Source organism: Bifidobacterium santillanense, assembly GCF_018555385.1.
In the GTDB taxonomy this organism is placed as follows: Bacteria; Actinomycetota; Actinomycetes; order Actinomycetales; family Bifidobacteriaceae; genus Bifidobacterium; species Bifidobacterium santillanense.
The window spans coordinates 333,147-353,587 of the sequence record NZ_JAFEJS010000001.1 but is presented as its reverse complement, the minus strand read 5'-3'; the positions used below and the strand labels follow the sequence as shown (position 1 = coordinate 353,587).

The window sequence follows — 20,441 nt, the reverse complement described above, 5'->3', positions numbered from 1 at the left end:
ACGACTGCAGACCGAACCGCGCGGGGGAGTGCCGGACGTCACCGACACCATCGCCGGGTACCACAGGGCATGCGAGGCGCTGGCCTCGGCGTCCGGATCGCTTGCCGCTGACGCCGAACGCGCCTCCGGCTTCCGCTACGGACACGAGGACTGGCTCATCCAGTTCAAACGCGAGGGGGCGGGCATCTTCCTGCTCGATCCGGTGGCGCTCACGCGCGCCGGCGTCGACTGGAACCAGTTCAACGGCGCCGTCGGCGACGCGACGTGGATTCTCCACGACGCGATGATGGACCTGCCCGGCTTCGCCGACCTCGGCCTGAGACCGCGCCGCCTGTTCGACACGGAGATGGCCGCCCGGCTGCTGGGACTCCACCGCTTCGGCCTCGCCGCCGTCACCGAGCACTACCTCGGCATCACGCTGGCCAAGGAGCACTCCGCGGCCGACTGGTCGTACCGTCCGCTGCCTCGCGACTGGCGCAACTACGCCGCACTCGACGTCGAGCTGCTCATCGAGCTCGAACGCCTGATGCGCGCCGACCTCGAGCGCCACGGCAAGACGGGCTGGGCCGAGGAGGAGTTCTCTCACATCCTCGCCGAGGGCACCTCCGGCGTGCCCCGGCACGAGCACCCGGTCCCGTGGCTGCGCATCTCGCACATCACCAGACTCGCCAGGGACCGTCGGGGCCTGGCCGTGGCGCGGGCGCTGTGGACCAGGCGCGACGAGCTCGCCCGGAGCTACGACATCGCCCCCACGCTGCTGCTCTCCGACGCCTCCATCATCGAGGCGGCCGAGCGCAAGCCGCGCAACGCGCGCGAGTTCCGCGCCGTGCGTTCGCTCAACGAGCGCGTGCGCATCCACACCGGCGGCGAGCAGGACAAGATGTTCGAACGCTACGCGCCGATCCAGCGCGCCGTGAAGCCGTCCGTGTGGAAGACCGCGATCCAGGAGGCCCTGGCCCTGCCGCCCCGGGATCTGCCGTCCATGCCGGCCGGCGGCTGCGCGAACGACGCCGAGGCGAACGCGCCGCGCGCGATGCGCCTGTGGGACCGCCGCCCCGAGCGCAGGGAGCGCCTGCAGCGCGTGCGGCGCGTCATCAACCAGATCGCCGAGGACACGCGCACCCCGGCCGAGGTCATCATCAAGCCGCAGATCATCCGCAACCTGTGCTGGACCGACGATCCCGCCGGACGCGACGTGGACGCGTTCCTCAGGGAGCAGGGAGCCCGCGACTGGCAGGTGGCGTTGATCGCCGCGTCCGTGTCGCGCGCTATACTATGACGGTTGCCTTCGGGCAGTATTAGGAAAACACGACTTTTCAGGAGCGTTTAGCGTGAAGATCAGCGTTCGTAACCTCGAACCCACCAAGGTGAAGCTCACCATCACCGTCGAACCGGAGGAGTTCGACCCGTACCTCGATGCCGCCCGCAAGGACATCGCCAAGCAGGTGAACGTGCCGGGCTTCCGCAAGGGTCACGTTCCGGGCAAGATCATCGACCAGCGTTTCGGTTTCGGCGCCGTCGCCGGTCAGGCCGTCAACGATGGCGTGCCGGAGCTGTACTCCAAGGCCCTCGAGGAGAAGAAGATCCACCCGATGGCCCAGCCGGAGTTCGACGTCGTCGACGTTCCGGAATCCGCCAAGGACGAGACCAAGCTCAAGTTCACCGCCACCGTCGAGCGCCGCCCGGACATTGAGCTGCCGGAGCTCGAGGGCATGGAGATCGCCATCTCCGCCCCGGAGGTCACCGACGAGGACGTCGACAAGCGCCTCGAGACCCTGCGCCAGCGCTTCGGCACCCTGGTGGGCGTCGACCGTCCGGCCGCCAAGGGCGACTACGCGAACATCGACCTGTCCGCCGAGATCGACGGCGAGACCGTCGACTCCCAGGAGGGCGTGAGCTACGAGCTCGGCTCCAACACCATGCTCGACGGTCTGGATGAGGCCCTCGAGGGCCTGTCCGCCGGTGAGGAGACCACCTTCGAGGGCACGCTGGAGGCCGGCGAGCACGAGGGCCAGAAGGCCACCGTCAAGGTCAAGGTCAACTCCGTGAAGGCCGAGGAGCTCCCGGAGCTCGACGACGACTTCGCCCAGGAGGCCTCCGAGTTCGACACGCTCGACGAGCTCAAGGCCGACATCCGCAAGGCCGCCGGCGAGGACGCCAAGGGCCGTCAGGCCACCGAGGCCCGCGACGCCTTCCTGGCCAAGCTGGCCGAGGGCCTCGAGATCCCGGTGCCGAAGGGCGTGAAGGCCGCCGCCGTCGAGGAGCACCTCAAGGGCCTGACCCCGGATCCGGAGAAGGCCACCGACGAGCAGAAGCAGCAGGCCGAGGAGGGCGCCGAGAAGGAGCTCAAGGACCAGATCCTGCTCGACACCCTCGCCGAGAAGATGGACGTCCAGGTCTCCCAGGCCGACGTGTTCAACTTCCTCGCCTCCATCGCCCAGCAGTACGGCATGGATCCGAACGCCTTCATCCAGGCCATCATCAAGAACGGCCAGCTCGGCTCTGCCGTGCAGGAGGTCGGCCGTTCCAAGGGTCTGCTGGCCGGCATGCGCGCCGTCAAGTTCACCGCCAACGGCGAGGAGGTGGATCTGTCCGCCTTCCTCGGCGAGGCCGCCGAGGATGAGGAGGCCGAGTCCGTCGAGGCCGCTTCCGCCGCCGCCGCGGTCGCCGACGAGCTGTCCGCCAAGGACGGCGAGTGAGCGATTTCGCTCGCCGCGTCGACGCCGGATGACCGTCGCTGACGCATGACGATTCAGGGCCGGACCCCATACGGGGCACCGGCCCTTCGTCGTATCGGAGCCGCCGATCCGTGTACACGTCGACGTTACAAAGCGATGGGTATCGTGGTGAAATAAAAATTTCACCACGGCGTCGCTCTGAAATAACGGTTCGCCCATCGGCGTGGCGCCATGATTCGGCCCCGGCATCCCCGGCGGCCGACGGAGTACATGGAGGACGGAACGGACATGAGGACCATCGACCCCAGACGCATCGGCTGGCTGACCGCGGCCACGTTGGCGCTCGGCGCGCTGATAGGCGCCGGCGCGGGACTGCTCACCCTGCTGCTCTACGGCATCGAGCACATGATGCTCGGCTACGTCGAGGGCGCGGGACTGCCGGGGCCGTTCGGTGTGCCCGGCCTGCGCCGCGCCGTCTCCGTGACCGTCGGCCTGTCCGTCGCGGGCGTGGCCTGGTATCTGCTGCGCACGAGAAGCGCCAAGGTGCCGTCCGTCAAGAAGGCCGTCGCGGGCGAACGCATGCCGTTCTGGCAGACCATCGCCCACGTCGTGCTGCAGATCTTCATCGTCGGCTCGGGGGCCTCGATCGGCCGTGAGGTCGCCCCGCGCGAGCTCGGCGCGATGCTCGCCCAGCGCTTCTGCGACCTGCTGCACATCGGCGGCGACGGAGACGGCGCGATCGACCGGCGCATGATCGTGGCCGTCGCGGCGGGCGCCGGTCTCGGCGGCGTCTACAACGCGCCGCTGGCGGGCATGTTCTTCGCCGTCGAGATCCTGCTGGCCGACGTGACCATCGAGAAGGTCGCGTTCGGACTGGGCATGTCCGCCACGGCGGCGTTCACGGCGGCCGCCATCAAGGGGCACCACACCTTCTACGACATCACCGCGATGCAGCCGCAGTCCACGCCCAGCCTCATGCTGTTCGCCCTGCTGTGCGGCGCGGCGTGCGGCGTGGCCGGCGCGCTCTTCCGCAGGGGATCGTCGTGGGCCGAGAAGCACAAGCCCACGGGGGCCGCCATCCTGTGGCAGATGCCGCTGGCCGGCGTCCTGACCGGCCTGGTCGCCCTCGTCGTGCCGCAGGTCATGGGCAACGGCCGCGCGGCCGCGCAGCTCGGCCTGTCCACGTTCATCCCGCAGATTGCCGGCGAGTCCGGCGCGGCGCAGTCCTCCGCCTCCGCCGCGGCGTCGCCGTGGACCCTGCTCGCGGCCAATGGGGGAGCCGCGCCGAACGCCGGCGCCGTGCTGTCCCTCTCCGCCTTCTGGCCGATCCTGGGCGTGCTCGCGCTCACGTTCGCGGCCAAGGCCGTGATGACGCTCGTCACGATCCGCTCCGGCGCTTCGGGCGGCGTGCTCCAGCCCGGCATCGCACTCGGCGCCACGCTGGGCGCGATGCTCGGCCTGATCTGGATGCTCGCCTTCCCCTCCGACTCGGTCACGGCCTGCGCGCTCATCGGCGCCGCCGCGCTGCTGAGCGCCTCCCAGCAGGCACCGCTCATGGCCATGTGCCTCGTGATGGAGCTGACCGAGGCGCCGCTGACCTTCTTCGTCCCCGTGGGACTGGCCGTGGCCGCCTCGGCCTTCGTCTCCCAGTGGCTGCTCGCCGCCTGGAGCGGCGCGAGGGCGAATCGGTAGGGGCCCTCACGTCCGGCGAATCCTACGCGGCGAGCCGAAAACGGCCGTTCCGGGCGCCTCCGTCGCTTGAAGGCGGTAGTCTGGACGATGTTTGACGAATTGCATTCGAAATGGAGAATATGGTGAGCAACACTCTTGCAACCCTCCCGGTCATGGCGGGCGACGACGCGCCGGCCGGATTCGCCGACCCGGTCTTCAACCGTCTCCTGAAGGACCGCATCATCTGGATGGGTGAGGAGGTCAAGGACGACATGGCCAACCGCATCTGCGCGCAGATGCTCATGCTGGCCGCGGAGGACCCGAAGAAGGACATCTGGCTGTACATCAACTCGCCCGGCGGCTCCATCACCGCCGGCATGGCCATCTACGACACGATGCAGCTCATCGAGCCGGACGTGGCGACCGTGGGCCTCGGCCTGTGCGCCTCCATGGGCCAGTTCCTGCTGAGCTCGGGCACCAAGGGCAAGCGCTTCCTGACCTCGCACGCCCGCGTGCTCATGCACCAGCCGTCCGGCGGCATCGGCGGCACCACCACCGACGTGCGCATCAACGCCGAGCTCATCATGGACATGAAGAAGACCATGAGCGAGCTGACCGCCGAGCAGACGGGCCACACCGTCGAGGAGATCTACCGCGACAACGAGTACGACCACTGGTTCACCGCCCAGCAGGCGCTGGAGTACGGCTTCGTGGACAAGATCATCACCACGCACGATTCGATGACGAAGGGAGAGTGACCGATATGGCAAGTGAGGAAGCGAAGTTCGCCGCCCGCGCCGACCGTCTGGCCGGCCCCGCCGGCGTCGTCGGCTTCATGCCGTCCGCCCGCCGCGAGGCCGCGTTCGCCCCGCAGAACCGCTACATCCTGCCGCAGTTCGAGGAGAAGACCCCGTACGGCTTCAAGAGGCAGGACCCGTACACGCGTCTGTTCGAGGACCGCATCATCTTCATGGGCGTGCAGGTGGACGACACCTCCGCCGACGACATCATGGCGCAGCTGCTCGTGCTCGAGTCCCAGGATCCGAACCGCGACGTGATGATGTACATCAACTCGCCCGGCGGCTCGATGACCGCCATGACCGCGATCTACGACACCATGCAGTACATCAAGCCCGACGTGCAGACCGTGTGCCTGGGCCAGGCCGCCTCCGCGGCCGCGATCCTGCTGGCCGCCGGCGCCAAGGGCAAGCGCCTGATGCTGCCGAACGCCCGCGTGCTGATCCACCAGCCGGCCATCGACCAGGGCTTCGGCAAGGCCACCGAGATCGAGATCCAGGCCCGCGAGATGCTGCGCATGCGCGAGTGGCTCGAGAACACGCTCGCCAAGCACACCGGCCAGGACGTCGAGCGCATCCGCAAGGACATCGAGGTCGACACGTTCCTGACGGCCCAGGAGGCCAAGGAGTACGGCATCGTCGACGAGGTGCTCGAACACCGCCAGTAGGCGGCCCGTCAATGCCCCCGGTTCCCACGGACCGGGGGTAGTCTTGTATTTCGACTGTTTCTACTGCATCAACCGACGGAGAGTGGCGCATGGGTCGCGTGGTGAGCTACAACGACGGGGTTCCGGCCTGCACGTTCTGCGGCAAGACCGAGCATCAGGTCCGCAAGCTCGTCACCGGGCAGGGGGCCGCGATCTGCGACGAGTGCATCGAACTGTGCGTCGGCATCATCTCCGAGGAGCGGCGCAAGGACGCCGAGGTCAACGCGCTGCAGCTGCCCAAGCCGATGCAGATCAACGCCTACCTCGACCAGTACGTGATCGGCCAGCAGGACGCCAAGCGGGCGCTGTCCGTCGCCGTGTACAACCACTACAAGCGCGTCAACATGGAGCTCGATGAGGCCGCCGGCCAGCTCGGCCGGGCGCACGGCGGCATGCCCGGCGCCGACGGGCTCGATCCGCTCGCCGGCGTCGAGGTCGCCAAGTCGAACATCCTGCTGATGGGGTCGACCGGAGTGGGCAAGACGTATCTCGCCCAATCGCTGGCCAGGGTGATGAACGTGCCGTTCGTCATCACCGACGCCACCACGCTGACCGAGGCCGGATACGTCGGCGACGACGTCGAGACCATCCTCCAGCGCCTCATCCAGGCGGCGGACGGCGACGTGTCCCGCGCCGAGCACGGCATCATCTACATCGACGAGATCGACAAGATCGCCCGCAAGTCGGGGGAGAACACCTCCATCACGCGCGACGTGTCCGGCGAGGGCGTGCAGCAGGCGCTCCTGAAGATCCTCGAGGGGACCATCGCCTCCGTGCCCGAGGAGGGCACGCGCAAGCACCGCGATCAGGAGACCGTGCAGATCAACACGCGCGGCATCCTGTTCATCTGCGGCGGCGCGTTCGTCGGGCTCGCCGACATCATCAAGAACCGTCTCGGCGCCCGCGAGAGCGGATTCGGCGCCTCGTGGCGCGACCACGAGGTCCCCGACGAGGAGATCCTGCGCCACGTCACCGCCGACGATCTCGCCGACTTCGGGCTGTTGCCCGAGTTCATCGGCCGGCTTCCCGTCATCAGCGTCCTCGACGAGCTCACCGAGGACGATCTGGCCGCCGTGCTCGTCAAGCCGGCCAATTCGCTCGTCAAGCAGTACATGAAGCTATTCGCCGTCGACGGCGTCGACCTCGCCTTCACGGAGAAGGCCATCCGTGCGATCGCCTCGACCGCCATCAGCCAGGGCACCGGCGCCCGAGGACTGCGCTCGATCATCGAGCGCACGCTGCAGGACACGATGTTCCGTCTGCCCAGCATGCCCGACGTCGGCCAAGTCATCGTCGACGAGGCGGCCGTGCTGGGCACCGCGCCCCCGAAACTCGTACGCTCCGAGCAGCTCCGCGCCGCGTGAGCGCGCGACCGGGAGGCGGGGCGACGCGCGATCGCGACACGCCGACTTGCGAAGAACGCAAAAGCACGTAATATATCTCGAGTTGCTTCACGAAGACAACATGCGCCGGTAGCCCAGCGGATTAGAGCAGCTGACTACGGATCAGCAGGTCGCAGGTTCGAATCCTGTCCGGCGCACACCTCTTCACCGCAAGAGGATAAACAAGCGGTATGCGCCGGTAGCCCAGCGGATTAGAGCAGCTGACTACGGATCAGCAGGTCGCAGGTTCGAATCCTGTCCGGCGCACACCTCTTAACCCAAGAGGATAAACAAGCGGTATGCGCCGGTAGCCCAGCGGATTAGAGCAGCTGACTACGGATCAGCAGGTCGCAGGTTCGAATCCTGTCCGGCGCACGATAAAGCCCCTTCCGCGCATGCGGCAGGGGCTTTTCCAATCTTTCTGGTCGTTCGTGCAAGGAGCGTGGCGGTATGACGGATCGGGACAGCGTGCATGGCGGGGGAGCGTGGGCGGCGGTCCGCCGCGTCGCGGCCTCCGACCGACTTTCCGGGCTCATCATGCTCGGGTTCGCCCTCCTCAGTCTGGTGCTCGCGAACCTGCCCGCCACGGCCCACCTGTTCGAGGCGGTCGCCGAGACCCGCATCGCCCTGCCGCGCACGAACATCGACCTGCCCGTCGGCCATTGGGCGCAGGACGGCCTGCTGACCGTCTTCTTCCTGACCGTCGGCCTCGACCTCAAGCAGGAGCTCACCACCGGATCCCTCGCCAACCCCAGGGCCGCCGCCGTGCCGATGCTGTGCGCCGTGGGCGGCATGATCACTCCGCCGATCCTGTTCGTCGCCGTCACGGCCCTGTTCTCCCTCTACGGTCCGGGACCGTCCGGGGGACTGGTCCTGACCACCACCGGATCCGTCATCACGTTCGCCGAGATGGCACGCGGATGGGCGGTGCCCACCGCCACGGACATCGCGTTCTCGCTCGCGGTGCTCGCCCTGTTCGCCAAGGCGCTGCCCGGTTCGATCCGGGCGTTCCTGATGACGCTGGCCACCGTGGACGACCTGCTGGCGATCATCCTGATCGCCGTGTTCTTCTCCTCGCTCAACGCCTGGTACTGGTTCGGCGGCATCGCCCTGTGCGCGGCCCTCTGGGCCCTCCTCGTGCGCATGAGGCGCGTGCCGTGGCCGCTCGTGGCCCTCGTCGGCGTCCTCGCATGGGTCTCGATGTTCGAGGTCGGCGTGCATCCGACGTTGGCCGGCGTGCTGGTGGGCCTGCTCACCCCGGCGCGGGAGATCCACGGCGAGACCACGCCGCGCGCCTCCCGCTACGCGCACAGGCTCCAGCCGTTCTCCACGCTGCTCGCCCTGCCGGTCTTCGCCCTGTTCGCCACCGGCGTGCACTTCGAGTCCCTGAGCCCCGCGCTCCTGCTCTCGCCGCTGGTCGTGGCGCTGATCGTCGCGCTCGTGGTCGGCAAGCCCCTGGGCATCATGACCACCGCATGGGTCTCCACGCACCTCGGCGGGCTCAGGATGGCCAAGGGGCTGCGCGTGCGCGACATGTTCCCCGCCGCGTGCGCCTGCGGCATCGGCTTCACCGTCTCGTTCCTCATCGCCTCGCTCGCCTACGACAACCCCGAACTGTCGGCGGAGGCGCGCTTCGGCGTGCTCGCCGGCTCCCTGATCGCCGCGGCGTTCTCCGGCGTGCTGCTCAGCCGCCAGTCCGCCCGGTACGAGCGGGAGGGCGCGCGTTCGGCCGGCGCATCCGCCGACTGAGCCCCCTTGCGAAAAAGCATCCCGTATTCCCGTATCCCCACGTATCCGAGGCCTCCCGTGACGGCGGGGCCGGACAAGGAGCACGACCATGAACGACGCATCCGATTCCACCGCATCGGCCCCGTACGGGCAGACCTACCATCAGGGGCCGGTCATTCTGCGCGGCGACATGATCCCCGCGAACAGCTCGACCGCGAGTCTGCTCAGACCCGACGAGAGCACCGACTGGCTGCACATGGACCCATGGCGCGTGCTGCGCATCCAGTCCGAGTTCGTCGACGGCTTCGGGGCCCTCGCCGAGCTGGGGCCGGCGGTCTCGGTGTTCGGATCCGCCCGCATGCCCGCCGACTCGCCCGACTACGAGGCGGCGCGCCGCATGGGCGGGCTCATCGCCTCCAGGGGGATCGCGGTGATCACCGGGGGAGGCCCCGGCGTCATGGAGGCCGCGAACCGGGGCGCCGCCGAGGCCGGCGGCAAGTCGGTGGGCCTGGGCATCGAGCTGCCCCACGAGCAGGGCATCAACGACTACGTGAACCTCGGCATGAGCTTCCGCTACTTCTTCGTCAGGAAGCTCATGTTCGTCAAGTACTCGTCGGGCATCATCGTGTGCCCGGGAGGCTTCGGCACGCTCGACGAGATGTTCGAAGTGCTCACCCTGGTGCAGACGCACAAGGTCGCGTCCATGCCGGTCGCGCTCTACGGCGCCGAATACTGGAGGGGCCTGTTCGACTGGCTGAACGGCCCGGTCAGGGGGCACGGCATGATCTCCGGCGTCGACCCGCGTCTGGTGACGATCACCGACGACGTGGACGAGGCCGTGTCGGTCGCGACGGGCGCGATCGGCCGATAAGGCCGGGGCGGGCCTATCGGTCAGTTCATGACGGCGACAAGCAGTCCCGTGCCGACCGCGGTGAGCGTGGACGAGAAGCGCTCGTCCGACTCCACGATCTCGATCAGCTCGCGCATCGCGGTCGCCTTCTCGCCCCGGTCGGCCGGATCGGGCACGCCGCCGTGCACCGTGGAGTCCTCGAACGCCAGCACGTCGGTGAACACGATCGCGCCGTGGCCGCGCAGCAGGCGCGGGGCCTGGGCGAAGGTGGTCGCGTAGTTGCCGGCGTCGCCGGAGACGACGATCAGATCGTAGTTCGCGCCGTTGAGACGGGGCAGGAACACGTGGGCGGGCGCGTTGACCGCGCGCAGCTTCGTCGACGTGGAGTCCTGGGCGCGGTCGAACGCCCTGCGCACCAGGGCGATGCCCTGCGTGGACGAGTCGACGGCCGTGAGCTGCCCCTCGCCGTTGAGGCCGCTGGCGAGCTGGAGCGTCTCGACGACCGAGCCGGTGCCCACGGCGATGACCGAACGGGCGCAGGTCATGCGCACGAGCATGGCGAGGAAGGCCGCCTGTGCGGCCGAGGACTGCGGCAGCCCCGACTCCTCGGCGCTGGAGCGCACGTCACGCAGCTCCGGGGACTGGGCGGCCCGCGCGTGGTCCTCCACGTACTGCCAGGCCTGCGCCAGATTCGTGTACTGCTTCCTGTCCATAACCCGTCAACCTGTCCTTGGGATGCCGGGGACCCTCGCGGTCCCCGGGAAAAGAATCGTCGTCCGCCGTGCGCGGTCCGTCGCCCGCCGGCCTGTTCGTCCTATCGTTCGCGCACCTTGGCGACGATCTGCCACATCTCCTCGCCGACGTCGATGCCGCGGGGGCACTGTCGGGTGCAGGCGCGCACCGACTGGCAGGCGGCCACGCCGTCCGGGGTGTCGATCGCGTCCATGCGGGCCATCGCCTGCGTGTCGCGCGAATCGTTGACGAAGCGGCTGGCCCAGATGAGCGCGGCCGGGCCGATGAACGCGTCGCCGCCGGCGAACACCGGGCAGGAGCCCTCGCACACGCCGCAGGCGATGCAGTTGCTCAGTTGCTCGTATCTCGCCAGTTCGTCCGGATGCTGCAGGTATTCGAACACGTCGACCTTGCCTTCGCTGGTGGTCGCGAGCGTGCCGGACGCCTGCAGGTACGGCTTGAGTCTGCGGATCTGGTCGAGCATCGGGTCGATGTCGGCGATGAGGTCGCGCTGCACGGGGAATCCCGGCAGCGGGGCGAGTTCGACGACGCCGAGGCTGGGGGAGTCGGCGTCGTCGGCCGGCGCGTCGTCGGCCACGTCCCCGGTGTGCCGGAAGCCCTCGTCGTCGGTGGCGTCGGACGTGGTCGGCCGTTTCGCCCAGTCCCGCAGCGTGGCGGTGCACAGCAGGTTCGGAGTGCCGTTGATCGCCACCGCGTCGGAGCCGCACATGCCATGGCCGCACGAGTAGCGGAAGGCGAGTGTCGGGTCGACGGTGCGCTTGATGGTCATGAGGCAGTCGAGCACCGTGTCCTCGGGCCGGGCCGGGATCGTGTACTCCTGCACCCACTGCCTGCCGCGCGGGCGGCGGCGGGCGGCGCCGGAACCGGAACCCGAGCCGAACGGGGAGCTCCTGCGCGCGAAGGGACTTCCCGTCCGGGCGCGGTCACGTTCACGTTCGGGACGCGGCGCGAAACGGCTCACCTTCAATGTCACCGTGGTCACGTTCGTGCTGCTGGTCATGCGCGCGCCTCCTGCAAATCCTGCAATCGCTCTCAAAACAACTTTCCATTGTGACATGACGCATGGTCGGGCGCGCCGGACCGGCCGCGGTCCCGGCCATGCGTCGCGCCGCTCAGTATTCGCGGGCGCGCGGCGGGATGTCGACGATGTGCACCGGCTGCCAGAGCAGCTCGGCCGCGGCCGGCCCGTCCGCCGGCGCGAGGCGGGTCATGGAGTGGGCGAGGAAGCGCTCGTCGTCGCGTTCGGGGTGGTCGAGCCGCTGCAGCGAGCCGCGCGACTCCCGGCGACCGGCGCTGGCGGCCAGCATGGCGTCGGCCAGCGCGACGAGGTGGCGCACCTCCCAGATGGCGGTGACCTCCTGGTTGAACGCGGCGGTCTTGTCGTGCGCCCGCAGCGCGGCGGCGGCCGGTCCGATGACGTCGTCCAGCCGTTCCTCGGCCTCGGCGATGGTCGTCTCGCTGCAGCGGACGGCAAGGGCCCGCTCCATCGTCGAGCCGAGCAGGGCCATGAGCCCGTAGGGGTTGGCGGCGGCCCCGTCGGATGCATCGTCGTCCGGACCGGCGAGCAGCGCGTCGAGGTCCTCCCTGCGGGCCCGTGCGGCGTCGTCGCCCGCGACGGCGAGCGCCTCGTCCGCCGCCGTCCTGTCCGGATCGTCCGCGGCCGTCGGGTCGCCCACCGGGTTCCCGGCGATGCGTCCGGCCATCGATCGTCCGGCGCGCGTGCCGAACAGGCAGGCGTCGAGCAGCGAGTTGCCGCCCAGACGGTTCGCGCCGTGCACGGACACGCACGAGCATTCGCCGGCGGCGAACAGGCCGTCGACGACCGTGCGGCGGCCGGAGTCCTCCCAGCGGTACGCCTCGCCGTCGACGGTGACGGGGATGCCTCCCATCGTGTAGTGCGCGGTCGGCTTGATCGGCACGAGGTCCCTGGACGGGTCGATGTTCGCGTACTTCTCGATCGTCTCGACGACCTGCGGCAGCACGGCGCGCATGTGATCCGGGTCGATGCCGGTCATGTCGAGCCACACGCAGTCCCTCGGGCCGTCCGGGTCCTTGGGGTCGGCGACGCCCCGTCCGGCGTCGATCTCGGCCATGATGGAGCGGGAGACCACGTCGCGGGCCGCGAGGTCGGCATGTCCCGGCGCGTAGCGCTCCATGAACGCCTCGCCGTCCGCGTTCCGCAGCACGCCGCCCTCGGCGCGGGCCGCCTCGGACAGGAGGATGCCGGTGTGCGCCAGCCCCGTGGGGTGGAACTGCACGAACTCGATGTCCTCCAGCTGCAGGCCCGCGGCCAGGGCCAGGGCCATGCCGTCGCCGGTGAGGTCCCACGAGTTGGATGTGGTGTGGAAGAGCCGTCCGGCGCCTCCGGTGGCCAGGAGCACGTTGCGCGCGTGGACGGCGTGGACGGCGCCCGCGTGCGTGTCGAACGCGACGACGCCGGCCGCGCCGGAGCCGTCGCGAGACAGGACCAGGTCGGTCACGTACCATTCCTCGGCGAACTCGACGCCCTCGGCGACGCACTGCTGCCACAGCGTGTGCAGGATCTGGTGGCCGATGCGGTCGGCCGCGTACGCCGCGCGCCTGACGGGCTCGCCGCCGAAGTCGCGCGTGTGCCCGCCGAACCGTCGCTGGGCGATGTGCCCGTCGTCGGTGCGGGAGAACGCCACGCCCTGCCGTTCCAGGTTGATGACGGTCTCGGGCGCGTACTGCGCGAGCAGCTGCGCCGCGTCCTGGTCGACGAGCCAGTCGCCGCCCTTGACGGTGTCGTAGTAGTGCCAGTGCCAGTCGTCGGATTCGATGTTGCCGAGCGAGGCGGCGATGCCGCCCTCGGCCGATCCGGTGTGCGAGCGCAGCGGCTGCAGCTTCGAGATCACCAGGATCCTCGGCTCGACGCCGTCCTCCTTCATCCGCGTGATCTCGGGGGAGCGGAGCAATCCCAGCGCCGCCGACAGGCCGGCGGCTCCCGCGCCGACGATCACCGCGTCATACATTTCTTCCAACTGCTTCGGACTCATGCCCCTCATTGTCGCATAGGGGCGGACCGGGCGCGCACGCGGCCGCGGCGGGGCTCCCCGAGCCGCGGAGGGGCCGGGCCTACACTGGGAGGCATGGGACATGATGACGGGCGGCGGTCGTTCGGCGAGCGCGTGTACGGGGTGGTGCGGCGCATCCCGCGCGGCAGGGTCGCCACCTACGGTCAGGTGGCGGCCCTCGCCGGCGCGCCGCGCGCCGCCAGGTTCGTCGGGTTCGCGCTGCACGCCAATCCGGAGCCCGGGGTGATCCCGTGCCATCGCGTCGTGTTCCGCGACGGGTCGATGGCCCCCGGGTTCGCGTTCGGCGGTCCGGAACGCCAGCGCGCGCTGCTCGAGGCGGAGGGCGTCGTCTTCGTGCCTCCGCCGGACGGCGAGCCGGCGGGCGCCGCGGGATGGCGCGTGGATCTCGACCGCTGCCGCTGGGAGGCGTGAGCCCGTCCTCCCGTCAGCGTCCGTCCGAGCCCGGCCCGGGCGGGGCGGCGAGCGCGACCACGCCGTCGCCGCCGCGTATCAGCCCGTCCGCCTCCATGGCGCCGAGCCGGGCGAGCAGCTGCGGCATGGTCATCGGATGGGACGGGTCGCGCGCGTTGCAGCGCGCCAGGATCGCGTCCGGCGTGGCCGGCAGGCGGCGGTGCATGCAGGAGCGTATCGCCGAGGCGACGGCGTCGTCCCGCGCCGCGTCCCCTCCCGTCGCGTCGTCCGTCCCGTCCGGCGCGTCGGCGTCCTTCGGGCCATCGTCGTCCGCGCGCGGCGGGTGGGGCGCGTGGACGAGCTCGTCGATCTCCTCGACCGAGGTGAGGATGGTCGCCTTCGCGTCGGCGATGAGACGGTTGCATCCCGCGTTGTGCGGCATGGTGATGTCGCCGGGCACGGCGATCACCATGCGGTTCAGGTCGCATCCCCATCCGGCGGTGTTGAGCGCGCCGGAGCGCGTGCGGGCCTGGGCGACGACGATCTGCGCGCCCAGTGCGGCGATGATCCGGTTGCGCAGCAGGAACCGACGCCCCTCGGGGATCGTTCCGGGGCACAGTTCGCTGACCAGCGCGCCGCCCCTGTCGACGATCGTGTCGAATAGGCGCCGGTTCGACTGCGGCCCGATGTGGTTGAGTCCGCCGGCGAACACCGCGACCGTGCGGCCGTCGCCTCCCGCGGACAGCGCGCCCCAGTGGGCGGCGGCGTCCGCTCCCATCGCGCCTCCCGAGACGATCAGATGCCCTGCGGCCGCGGCCCGGGCGGCGACCTCGCGGGCCACGGCGCGCCCGTAGTCGGTAGCGCCGCGCGAGCCGACCACGGCCAGCGGCGCGTCGCAGCCGGTCAGCGAGGTCGCGTCGCCGACGCCCCACAGGCACAGGGGCGCCGCCCAGTCCCTGCGCGTGGACAGGTCCTGCAGCTGTGCCGGCCAGTACGGGGTGTGCGGGGCGATGATCCATTGGGCGCCGTCCATCGTGAACCACGGGGCGAGCCCCTCCCAGCGCCGGGTGGGCAGCGCGTCGAGGCGCGCCCGCCATCCGTCGGCGGCGCGGCGGAAGACCGCCATGGCCTGCGCGTTGACCTTGCGGCCCCAACGCGACAGGCCCGACGCGAACGTCTGGTTCAGCCGGTTGGCGGCCGCGCCGGCCCCGGGCGAGCCTTGTCGGGAGTCGACGAGCAGTTCGAGCGCCAGGCTCGCCCGCCCGGCGCCCTTGATGAGCGCGTACATGAGCGCGTCCGCGCCGTCGAGGCAGAACGTGAGCGTGGCCCGGGCCAGCGTCTCACGGTCCGGACCGTCGGGTCGCGCCGTCATCGGCGGGCGCGGCGCCTTCTGCGGGGCGTTCACAGTCTCGTCCTCAGCGCGATGCCCTGGCTGGTCTCCTCGCGTCCCGGCGAGGGGATGCCCCGCAGGTCGGCGAGCGTCCACGCCAGTCGCATCGCGCGGTCGGCGCCCCTCAGGCTCAGCCGCTGCGCCTCTAGGGCGCGGTTGATCGGCTCGAGCGAGTAGCGGGACATGTGGTCGCGCATCCACCGGCCGGACGCCTGCGCGTTGCACGTCCACCCGTGCCTCGCGTACCGTTCCGCCGCCACGGCGCGCGCCTCGACGACGCGGGCGCGGATCTCCGCGCTGGTCTCGCGCGGCTCGCCCATCTCCTCGTCGAGGATGATGCGGGAGACGGGCGGCACCTCCACCTGGATGTCCACGCGGTCGAGGATCGGCCCGGACAGGCGCGCGAAGTAGCGTCGGCGCTCCTGCGGCGTGCACGTGCACCGCTCTCCCGTGCCGTAGCTCATGCCGCACGGGCAGGCGTTCGCCGCCATCACCAGCTGGAACGCCGCCGGATAGTACGCCGTGCCTCTGGCGCGCGACAGCGCCACGTAGCCGGATTCGAGCGGCTCGCGCAGCGTCTGCAGCGCCCGGGCGGAGAACTCGGGCGCCTCGTCCATGAACAGCACGCCGCGGTGCGCGCGCGTGATCGCGCCGGGGAGGCGATTCCGGCGCCGCCGCCGGCGAGCGCCGCGGCGGACGACGTGTGGTGCGGCGCCTCGAACGGCGGCACGTCGCAGATCCCGTAGGCGGACAGCGTGCCGCACAGGGAGCGGATCGAGGCGACCTCCAGCTGCTCGGGCACGCCCAGCGGGCTCATGATCGACGGCAGGCGCGAGGCGAGCATCGTCTTGCCCGAACCGGGCGGGCCCGTCATGATGATGTGGTGGCCGCCGGCCGCGGCCACCTCCAGCGCCCATTTCGCATGGGACTGTCCGACCACGTCGCACATGTCGCCCGGAACGGACGGCGCGAACGGTTCGCAGGCCATGGTCCGCGTCTCCGCGTCCGGACGATCGCCGTCGGGGATCCGGTAGCGGGCGCGTCCGCCCATCAGCTCGATGAGCTCGCCCACGTGCCGGACGCCGGTCACGTCGACCCCGCCGATCAGGTGCGCCTCGTCCAGGTTGCCGGCCGGCAGGATCGCCCGGCGGATGCCGCGTTCGAGCGCGTGCAGGAGGACGGGCAGTACGCCGTTGATCGGCAGGACCGTGCCGTCGAGGTTCAGCTCGCCCATGACGAGGGTGTCGATGAGGCAGTCGTGCGGGATCGCGTCGGCGGCGCTCAGCACGGCCGCGGCGATCGCCAGATCGTGCGAGGAGCCGCGCTTGGGCAGGGAGGCTGGGGATAGGTTCACCGTCACCCGCGTCTCGGGCCAGCGGAACCCGGCCGCCTGGCAGGCGGACTTGACCCGTTCGCGCGCCTCGGACAGCGACGCGTCGGGCAGTCCGATGATGGAGAAGTAGGGCAGGCCGGGGCTGATGAACGCCTGCATCGTCACGGTGAACGCCCGCAGGCCGATCAGCCCCACGGACAGCGCGTTGCCGATCGCCATCAGAACGCCCCCTCGATCGGGGTCACGAGCGGGCGTCCGCCGCGCGCGAGCACGGCGAGCACGTCGAAGCGCACGCCCGCATGCGCGATCCCGCGCCCCGGGCCGAGCAGCCACTGCACGCCGGCGCGGCGCAGGCTCGTGCGCTTCGCGGCCGTGACGGACTCCTGCGGCAGCCCGTTGCGCATGGTGCGTCGGGTCTTCACCTCGACGAACACGAGGCGCCGGTCGGGGGCGAGGGCCACGATGTCGAGCTCGCCGTAGCGCGAGCGCCAGTTGCGCTCCAGCACCTGCCAGCCCCGTTCGGCGAGCCACGCCGCGGCGTAGTCCTCGCCGAGCGCGCCGAGGGTGCGGGGCGGCAGCGTCGGATCGGCCATGCGCGCGCCGATCGAGGCGAGCGCGGTCGGCTCCCCGGCGCCGTCCTGCGGCATGGGGGAGCGGGGGCGGGGCGCGTCGGCCCCGTCGTGGACGTCGGTGGTGATGCCGGACATCTCGGACTCCGGCGGATCCGTGAGCAGGGTGGTATCCATGGGTTCACTGTGCGCGCGGCGCCTCGCGGGCCGCAACCCGCCGGGGGATTGTGGACCGAGCCCCCGTCGCCGCGCGTGTCGTGGACGGGATGTGGACGGCCGGCCGGTTGTCCACATCCGCCGACGTGCGCGTCGGCGCCGCCTGCGTGTCGTCCGTCGGACTACGACGGCGCCGGCATGACGCATCCGACGGGTGTACCGTGGAAGGACGGATGGCCGCGGATGGCGTGGCATGCGGCGGGGAGGCGATCATGGACGGCGACGACGGGGACGACGCGACGGGCGCGGCCGGCGCGGGGATGCCGGAGGACGCGGTCCGCCGGCCGATCGCGACGATCGGGCTGCTCGACAACGACCAGTTCGCGCTCGCCTTCCTCGAACGCTCCCTGAGCGAGCTCATGCCCGAGTCGCGCGTCCTGTGGCGCACCACGTCGGGCCGCGACGCGGTGGCGAAATGCCTCGACCCGGACACCGCCCCGAACGTGCTCCTGACCGACATGTCGATGGACGAACTGTCCGGACCGGCCGTATGCCGGGCCGTGCGCGTGAAAAGCGCGCGCGTCGCGATCCTCGCCGTCACCTCGTTCTCCCTGGCCGTGTACGCGTCCAAGGCCGCCGAGGCCGGCGCGCAGGGCATCGTCCCCAAATCCGTCGAATCGCCGATCATCGACGCCGTACGCGCCGTGGCCGCGGGACGCACATGGGATTCCGGCACCGGCGTCGCCTTCCAGAACGCGGCCGACGCGCACGCGCGGCTCGCCGGCGGCCGCACGCCGCGCCAGTTCCTGCTCTCCGACCGCGAGGCCGAGGCGATGAACCTGTGCTCCAGGGGCCTGACGACCGAGCAGATCGCCGCCGACATGAAGGTCGGCGTCTCCACCGCCAAGACCTACCTCGCGCGCGCCATCCGCAAGCTCGGCGTCTCCTCGCGCGGTCAGGCCGTCGCCCTGTGGACCGGGGCGTCGGAGGGCGAGCGATGAACGCCGGACGCCCCTCCGGTTTCCCGTCCGCACTCCGATGGGCGCGCGCCCACTGGTTCCGCCTCCTCATCGCCGGCTTCACGCTCGTCGCCGTGCTCATCGAATGGGCGGCGATCCCGCCCGTCTACCCGCTCAACCGGCTGTTCTGCGCGATCGCCCTCGTCGGCGTCGCGCTCTCCCCGTTCCTGCCGCGCGCCTCCTCATGGCTCATCCTCGCGACCGTCGTGGCCCGCCTGTTCGTGCTCGACCTGTCCGGGCCGAACCCGCTGTGGGCCACGTACCTGGCGCTCGCGATCATCGGCTACGACAGCTCCATTCCCATCGCGCTCGGCGCCCTCGTCGGCATCTCATTGGCCGAATGCGTGCCGGTCGCGATGAACCGGTTCAACGCCCTGTCGGCCACATGGATCGGCATGGTCAACTACGTGGGGATGTTCACGTTCGCCACGATGATGGGCATGGCCCTGCGCTGGCGGCGGCAGCGCGACGAGATCCGCGAACGCGCCATGCGCCTGGAACGCCGCCAATGGGAGCTCGACACGCTGCGACGCGACACGCGCCTCGCCTCGCGCATCCACGACTCGGCCTCCGGGGGGCTGTCCTACATCGCCCTGACCGCCCAACGCCAGCTGCGCCGCATCCCCGACGATGAAGCGCACGCCGGCGAACGCGCCGACTGGCGGTTCGTCGACGAGCAGGCGAGGCGCGTCCTCGACGAGATCCACCACGTCATCGACCTGCTGGAGAAACCAGCCGGGGAGAACGGGCCGAAGGAAGACGCGCCCTCCACGACCAATGGAATCGAACAGATGTTCGACTTGATGTCGGCGGAAGTCCCCTCCGCCGTCCGACCGGACACCGCGATCGGCCTCCCTCCGACACGACGGCATCGGGAACGGATCGACTCCGCGCCCGGAACCGGACGACGCGGGCGGCGGAATGCGCTCGCCGACGCGGTGCGCGACGCCGGGGCACGGCTCGGTCATCTCGGATTCCGGGGGAGTCTGGAACTGCGCGGCGGACCGTTGGACGATCCGACGGACGGACGAGTCGGACCGGGGGACGCCAATGGTCCGGACGAGGCGATCGGGGAGGCCGCGGCCCTCATCGGCGAGATCGCCTCGAACGTCACCCGCCACCTCGACCCGGCCGCGGGCGCATACCACGGCGTCGTCACCATCGGGAAGGACGCGATCGAGATCATGGAGACCAACCCCATCATCGCGACGGGCGACGGGAACGCCGGGGACGACGACGCGAGGACCGCGGCGGCGTCGCCGACGGGCCTGAAGCCCCACGGCAGCGGGCTCGCACTGCACCGGCGCATCATCGCCCGGCTCGGCGGCGAACTCAACACCAGCGCCGAGGACGGCGACTGGGTCGTCTACGCGCGCATCCCCCTGCACGCGCGATCCGACGCCCATGGGGAGGCGCAAGCATCATGAACGCTCCCCATGCGCCGCTCGTACGGTCCGTATGCGCGGGCATCGTCATCGCGGCCACCGCCTTCGCGCTCGCCACCGTCACCGTGACGGGCGGAACCGGCCCGTGGAACACGCCGGTCGTCACGGCATCGGACGCGACGGGGGAGAAGACCGCCTACGCGAACGGCGGACATCCCGACTTCACCGGACCGGACCGCATCACGCTCACGATGATCTGGAACGGTCTCACCAGCCGTCTGGGACGTGAGGTGTTCGAGGACGGCGTCGTCACCGACGCGGAGATGAACCGCGTCGAACGCGCGTACAACGCCTGCCTGTCCGTCTACGGCATCCAGTCGCGCGATCTGGACAACGGCGAATCGTTCAGCCAGGTGCACGGCTCGCTCGACGACGACGGTATGGAACGGGCCATCCAACGATGCCAGAGCGACACCGACTACGGGACCCTGTCGATGTTCCACCACGACACGCACGCCTCCGCGGGCATCATCAACAGCGACAGGTAGGAGGAGATACGGGGACGAGACGAGGACGGGCT

Annotated in this window: 17 protein-coding genes, 3 tRNA genes and 1 pseudogene; 15 read left to right on the top strand and 6 right to left on the bottom strand. The window is 70.4% G+C overall.

All coding sequences use genetic code 11. The features are described 5' to 3' along the window. The first annotated feature begins 28 nt into the window (after nucleotides 1-28). The 11 genes from JS528_RS01675 (at nucleotide 29) to JS528_RS01625 (ending at nucleotide 9,834) form a co-directional block, all read left to right on the top strand. A complete protein-coding gene (locus JS528_RS01675; protein WP_420838171.1) occupies nucleotides 29-1,279 on the top strand; it encodes an HRDC domain-containing protein in 1,251 nt (416 codons plus the stop codon). A gap of 52 nt (nucleotides 1,280-1,331) precedes the next feature. Continuing rightward, complete coding sequence (gene tig, locus JS528_RS01670) at nucleotides 1,332-2,699, top strand: trigger factor (protein WP_214357353.1); 1,368 nt, start codon at nucleotides 1,332-1,334, stop codon at nucleotides 2,697-2,699. A 267-nt stretch (nucleotides 2,700-2,966) separates the two neighbouring features. Continuing rightward, nucleotides 2,967-4,370, top strand: a complete 1,404-nt coding sequence (locus JS528_RS01665; protein ID WP_214357352.1) for a chloride channel protein — start codon at nucleotides 2,967-2,969, stop codon at nucleotides 4,368-4,370. A gap of 122 nt (nucleotides 4,371-4,492) precedes the next feature. Then, nucleotides 4,493-5,107 (top strand): ATP-dependent Clp protease proteolytic subunit, encoded by a 615-nt coding sequence (locus tag JS528_RS01660; RefSeq protein ID WP_214357548.1) that lies wholly within the window; start codon nucleotides 4,493-4,495, stop codon nucleotides 5,105-5,107. A 5-nt stretch (nucleotides 5,108-5,112) separates the two neighbouring features. Beyond that, on the top strand, nucleotides 5,113-5,814 hold the full coding sequence (locus JS528_RS01655) for an ATP-dependent Clp protease proteolytic subunit (protein WP_214357351.1): 702 nt from the start codon (nucleotides 5,113-5,115) through the stop codon (nucleotides 5,812-5,814). Between the two features lie 89 nt (nucleotides 5,815-5,903). Beyond that, the gene (gene clpX / locus JS528_RS01650; RefSeq protein WP_214357350.1) at nucleotides 5,904-7,217 is read left to right on the top strand and encodes an ATP-dependent Clp protease ATP-binding subunit ClpX; all 1,314 of its coding nucleotides are present in this window, start codon (nucleotides 5,904-5,906) and stop codon (nucleotides 7,215-7,217) included. A gap of 102 nt (nucleotides 7,218-7,319) precedes the next feature. Then, a tRNA-Arg gene (locus JS528_RS01645) sits at nucleotides 7,320-7,393 on the top strand. Between the two features lie 35 nt (nucleotides 7,394-7,428). After that, nucleotides 7,429-7,502 (top strand) — tRNA-Arg (locus JS528_RS01640). 34 nt (nucleotides 7,503-7,536) lie between these two features. Beyond that, nucleotides 7,537-7,610: transfer RNA gene (locus tag JS528_RS01635), tRNA-Arg, on the top strand. Between the two features lie 75 nt (nucleotides 7,611-7,685). Continuing rightward, nucleotides 7,686-8,984 carry a Na+/H+ antiporter NhaA gene (locus tag JS528_RS01630; RefSeq protein WP_214357349.1) on the top strand — a complete coding sequence of 433 codons (1,299 nt, stop codon included), beginning with the start codon at nucleotides 7,686-7,688 and terminating at the stop codon, nucleotides 8,982-8,984. Between the two features lie 88 nt (nucleotides 8,985-9,072). Beyond that, a complete protein-coding gene (locus tag JS528_RS01625; protein WP_240541236.1) occupies nucleotides 9,073-9,834 on the top strand; it encodes an LOG family protein in 762 nt (253 codons plus the stop codon). A 20-nt stretch (nucleotides 9,835-9,854) separates the two neighbouring features. Here the strand turns inward: JS528_RS01625 and JS528_RS01620 are convergent, their stop codons facing one another. The 3 genes from JS528_RS01620 to JS528_RS01610 form a co-directional block, all read right to left on the bottom strand. Next, on the bottom strand, nucleotides 9,855-10,526 hold the full coding sequence (locus JS528_RS01620; RefSeq protein WP_214357348.1) for an O-methyltransferase: 672 nt from the start codon (nucleotides 10,524-10,526) through the stop codon (nucleotides 9,855-9,857). A gap of 101 nt (nucleotides 10,527-10,627) precedes the next feature. Further along, nucleotides 10,628-11,566, bottom strand: coding sequence for a succinate dehydrogenase/fumarate reductase iron-sulfur subunit (locus JS528_RS01615; RefSeq protein WP_214357347.1), 939 nt, complete (start codon nucleotides 11,564-11,566; stop codon nucleotides 10,628-10,630). Nucleotides 11,567-11,678: 112 nt separating this feature from the next. After that, nucleotides 11,679-13,580 (bottom strand): FAD-binding protein, encoded by a 1,902-nt coding sequence (locus JS528_RS01610; protein ID WP_214357346.1) that lies wholly within the window; start codon nucleotides 13,578-13,580, stop codon nucleotides 11,679-11,681. Nucleotides 13,581-13,673: 93 nt separating this feature from the next. On the opposite strand from JS528_RS01610, the gene JS528_RS01605 reads away from it, so the two are divergent. Next, complete coding sequence (locus JS528_RS01605; protein ID WP_214357345.1) at nucleotides 13,674-14,030, top strand: MGMT family protein; 357 nt, start codon at nucleotides 13,674-13,676, stop codon at nucleotides 14,028-14,030. Nucleotides 14,031-14,043: 13 nt separating this feature from the next. On the opposite strand, the gene JS528_RS01600 is transcribed toward JS528_RS01605, so the two are convergent. The 3 genes and pseudogenes from JS528_RS01600 to JS528_RS01590 all read right to left on the bottom strand — a co-directional run bounded on the left by JS528_RS01600 (nucleotide 14,044) and on the right by JS528_RS01590 (nucleotide 17,439). After that, nucleotides 14,044-15,381 (bottom strand): DNA-processing protein DprA, encoded by a 1,338-nt coding sequence (locus tag JS528_RS01600; RefSeq protein ID WP_214357546.1) that lies wholly within the window; start codon nucleotides 15,379-15,381, stop codon nucleotides 14,044-14,046. Between the two features lie 29 nt (nucleotides 15,382-15,410). Beyond that, nucleotides 15,411-16,951, bottom strand: a pseudogene (locus tag JS528_RS01595) (YifB family Mg chelatase-like AAA ATPase). After that, nucleotides 16,951-17,439 (bottom strand): YraN family protein, encoded by a 489-nt coding sequence (locus tag JS528_RS01590; RefSeq protein WP_214357545.1) that lies wholly within the window; start codon nucleotides 17,437-17,439, stop codon nucleotides 16,951-16,953. Before JS528_RS01590 ends, JS528_RS01595 begins: the two are co-directional and overlap by 1 nt. A gap of 251 nt (nucleotides 17,440-17,690) precedes the next feature. On the opposite strand from JS528_RS01590, the gene JS528_RS01585 reads away from it, so the two are divergent. Genes JS528_RS01585 through JS528_RS01575 form a run of 3 tightly spaced genes read left to right on the top strand, consistent with a single transcriptional unit; the run spans nucleotide 17,691 to nucleotide 20,409 of the window. Continuing rightward, nucleotides 17,691-18,458, top strand: a complete 768-nt coding sequence (locus JS528_RS01585) for a response regulator transcription factor (protein WP_214357344.1) — start codon at nucleotides 17,691-17,693, stop codon at nucleotides 18,456-18,458. Next, nucleotides 18,455-19,903 (top strand): sensor histidine kinase, encoded by a 1,449-nt coding sequence (locus JS528_RS01580; protein WP_214357343.1) that lies wholly within the window; start codon nucleotides 18,455-18,457, stop codon nucleotides 19,901-19,903. The genes JS528_RS01585 and JS528_RS01580 overlap by 4 nt, the downstream gene beginning before the upstream one ends. Then, the gene (locus JS528_RS01575; protein WP_214357342.1) at nucleotides 19,900-20,409 is read left to right on the top strand and encodes a hypothetical protein; all 510 of its coding nucleotides are present in this window, start codon (nucleotides 19,900-19,902) and stop codon (nucleotides 20,407-20,409) included. Before JS528_RS01580 ends, JS528_RS01575 begins: the two co-directional genes overlap by 4 nt. The last annotated feature ends 32 nt before the right edge of the window (nucleotides 20,410-20,441 follow it).

What these genes read in the sequence shown, in the direction of transcription:
- JS528_RS01630 (WP_214357349.1), top strand. Translation starts at nt 7,686, where the DNA reads ATGACGGATCGGGACAGCGTGCATGGCGGGGGAGCGTGGGCGGCGGTC.
- JS528_RS01655 (WP_214357351.1), top strand. Translation starts at nt 5,113, where the DNA reads ATGGCAAGTGAGGAAGCGAAGTTCGCCGCCCGCGCCGACCGTCTGGCC.
- JS528_RS01580 (WP_214357343.1), top strand. Translation starts at nt 18,455, where the DNA reads ATGAACGCCGGACGCCCCTCCGGTTTCCCGTCCGCACTCCGATGGGCG.
- JS528_RS01575 (WP_214357342.1), top strand. Translation starts at nt 19,900, where the DNA reads ATGAACGCTCCCCATGCGCCGCTCGTACGGTCCGTATGCGCGGGCATC.
- JS528_RS01585 (WP_214357344.1), top strand. Translation starts at nt 17,691, where the DNA reads ATGGCCGCGGATGGCGTGGCATGCGGCGGGGAGGCGATCATGGACGGC.
- JS528_RS01615 (WP_214357347.1), bottom strand. Translation starts at nt 11,566, where the DNA reads ATGACCAGCAGCACGAACGTGACCACGGTGACATTGAAGGTGAGCCGT.
- JS528_RS01625 (WP_240541236.1), top strand. Translation starts at nt 9,073, where the DNA reads ATGAACGACGCATCCGATTCCACCGCATCGGCCCCGTACGGGCAGACC.
- JS528_RS01600 (WP_214357546.1), bottom strand. Translation starts at nt 15,381, where the DNA reads ATGACGGCGCGACCCGACGGTCCGGACCGTGAGACGCTGGCCCGGGCC.
- JS528_RS01665 (WP_214357352.1), top strand. Translation starts at nt 2,967, where the DNA reads ATGAGGACCATCGACCCCAGACGCATCGGCTGGCTGACCGCGGCCACG.
- JS528_RS01605 (WP_214357345.1), top strand. Translation starts at nt 13,674, where the DNA reads ATGGGACATGATGACGGGCGGCGGTCGTTCGGCGAGCGCGTGTACGGG.
- clpX (WP_214357350.1), top strand. Translation starts at nt 5,904, where the DNA reads ATGGGTCGCGTGGTGAGCTACAACGACGGGGTTCCGGCCTGCACGTTC.
- JS528_RS01610 (WP_214357346.1), bottom strand. Translation starts at nt 13,580, where the DNA reads ATGAGTCCGAAGCAGTTGGAAGAAATGTATGACGCGGTGATCGTCGGC.
- JS528_RS01620 (WP_214357348.1), bottom strand. Translation starts at nt 10,526, where the DNA reads ATGGACAGGAAGCAGTACACGAATCTGGCGCAGGCCTGGCAGTACGTG.
- JS528_RS01590 (WP_214357545.1), bottom strand. Translation starts at nt 17,439, where the DNA reads ATGTCCGGCATCACCACCGACGTCCACGACGGGGCCGACGCGCCCCGC.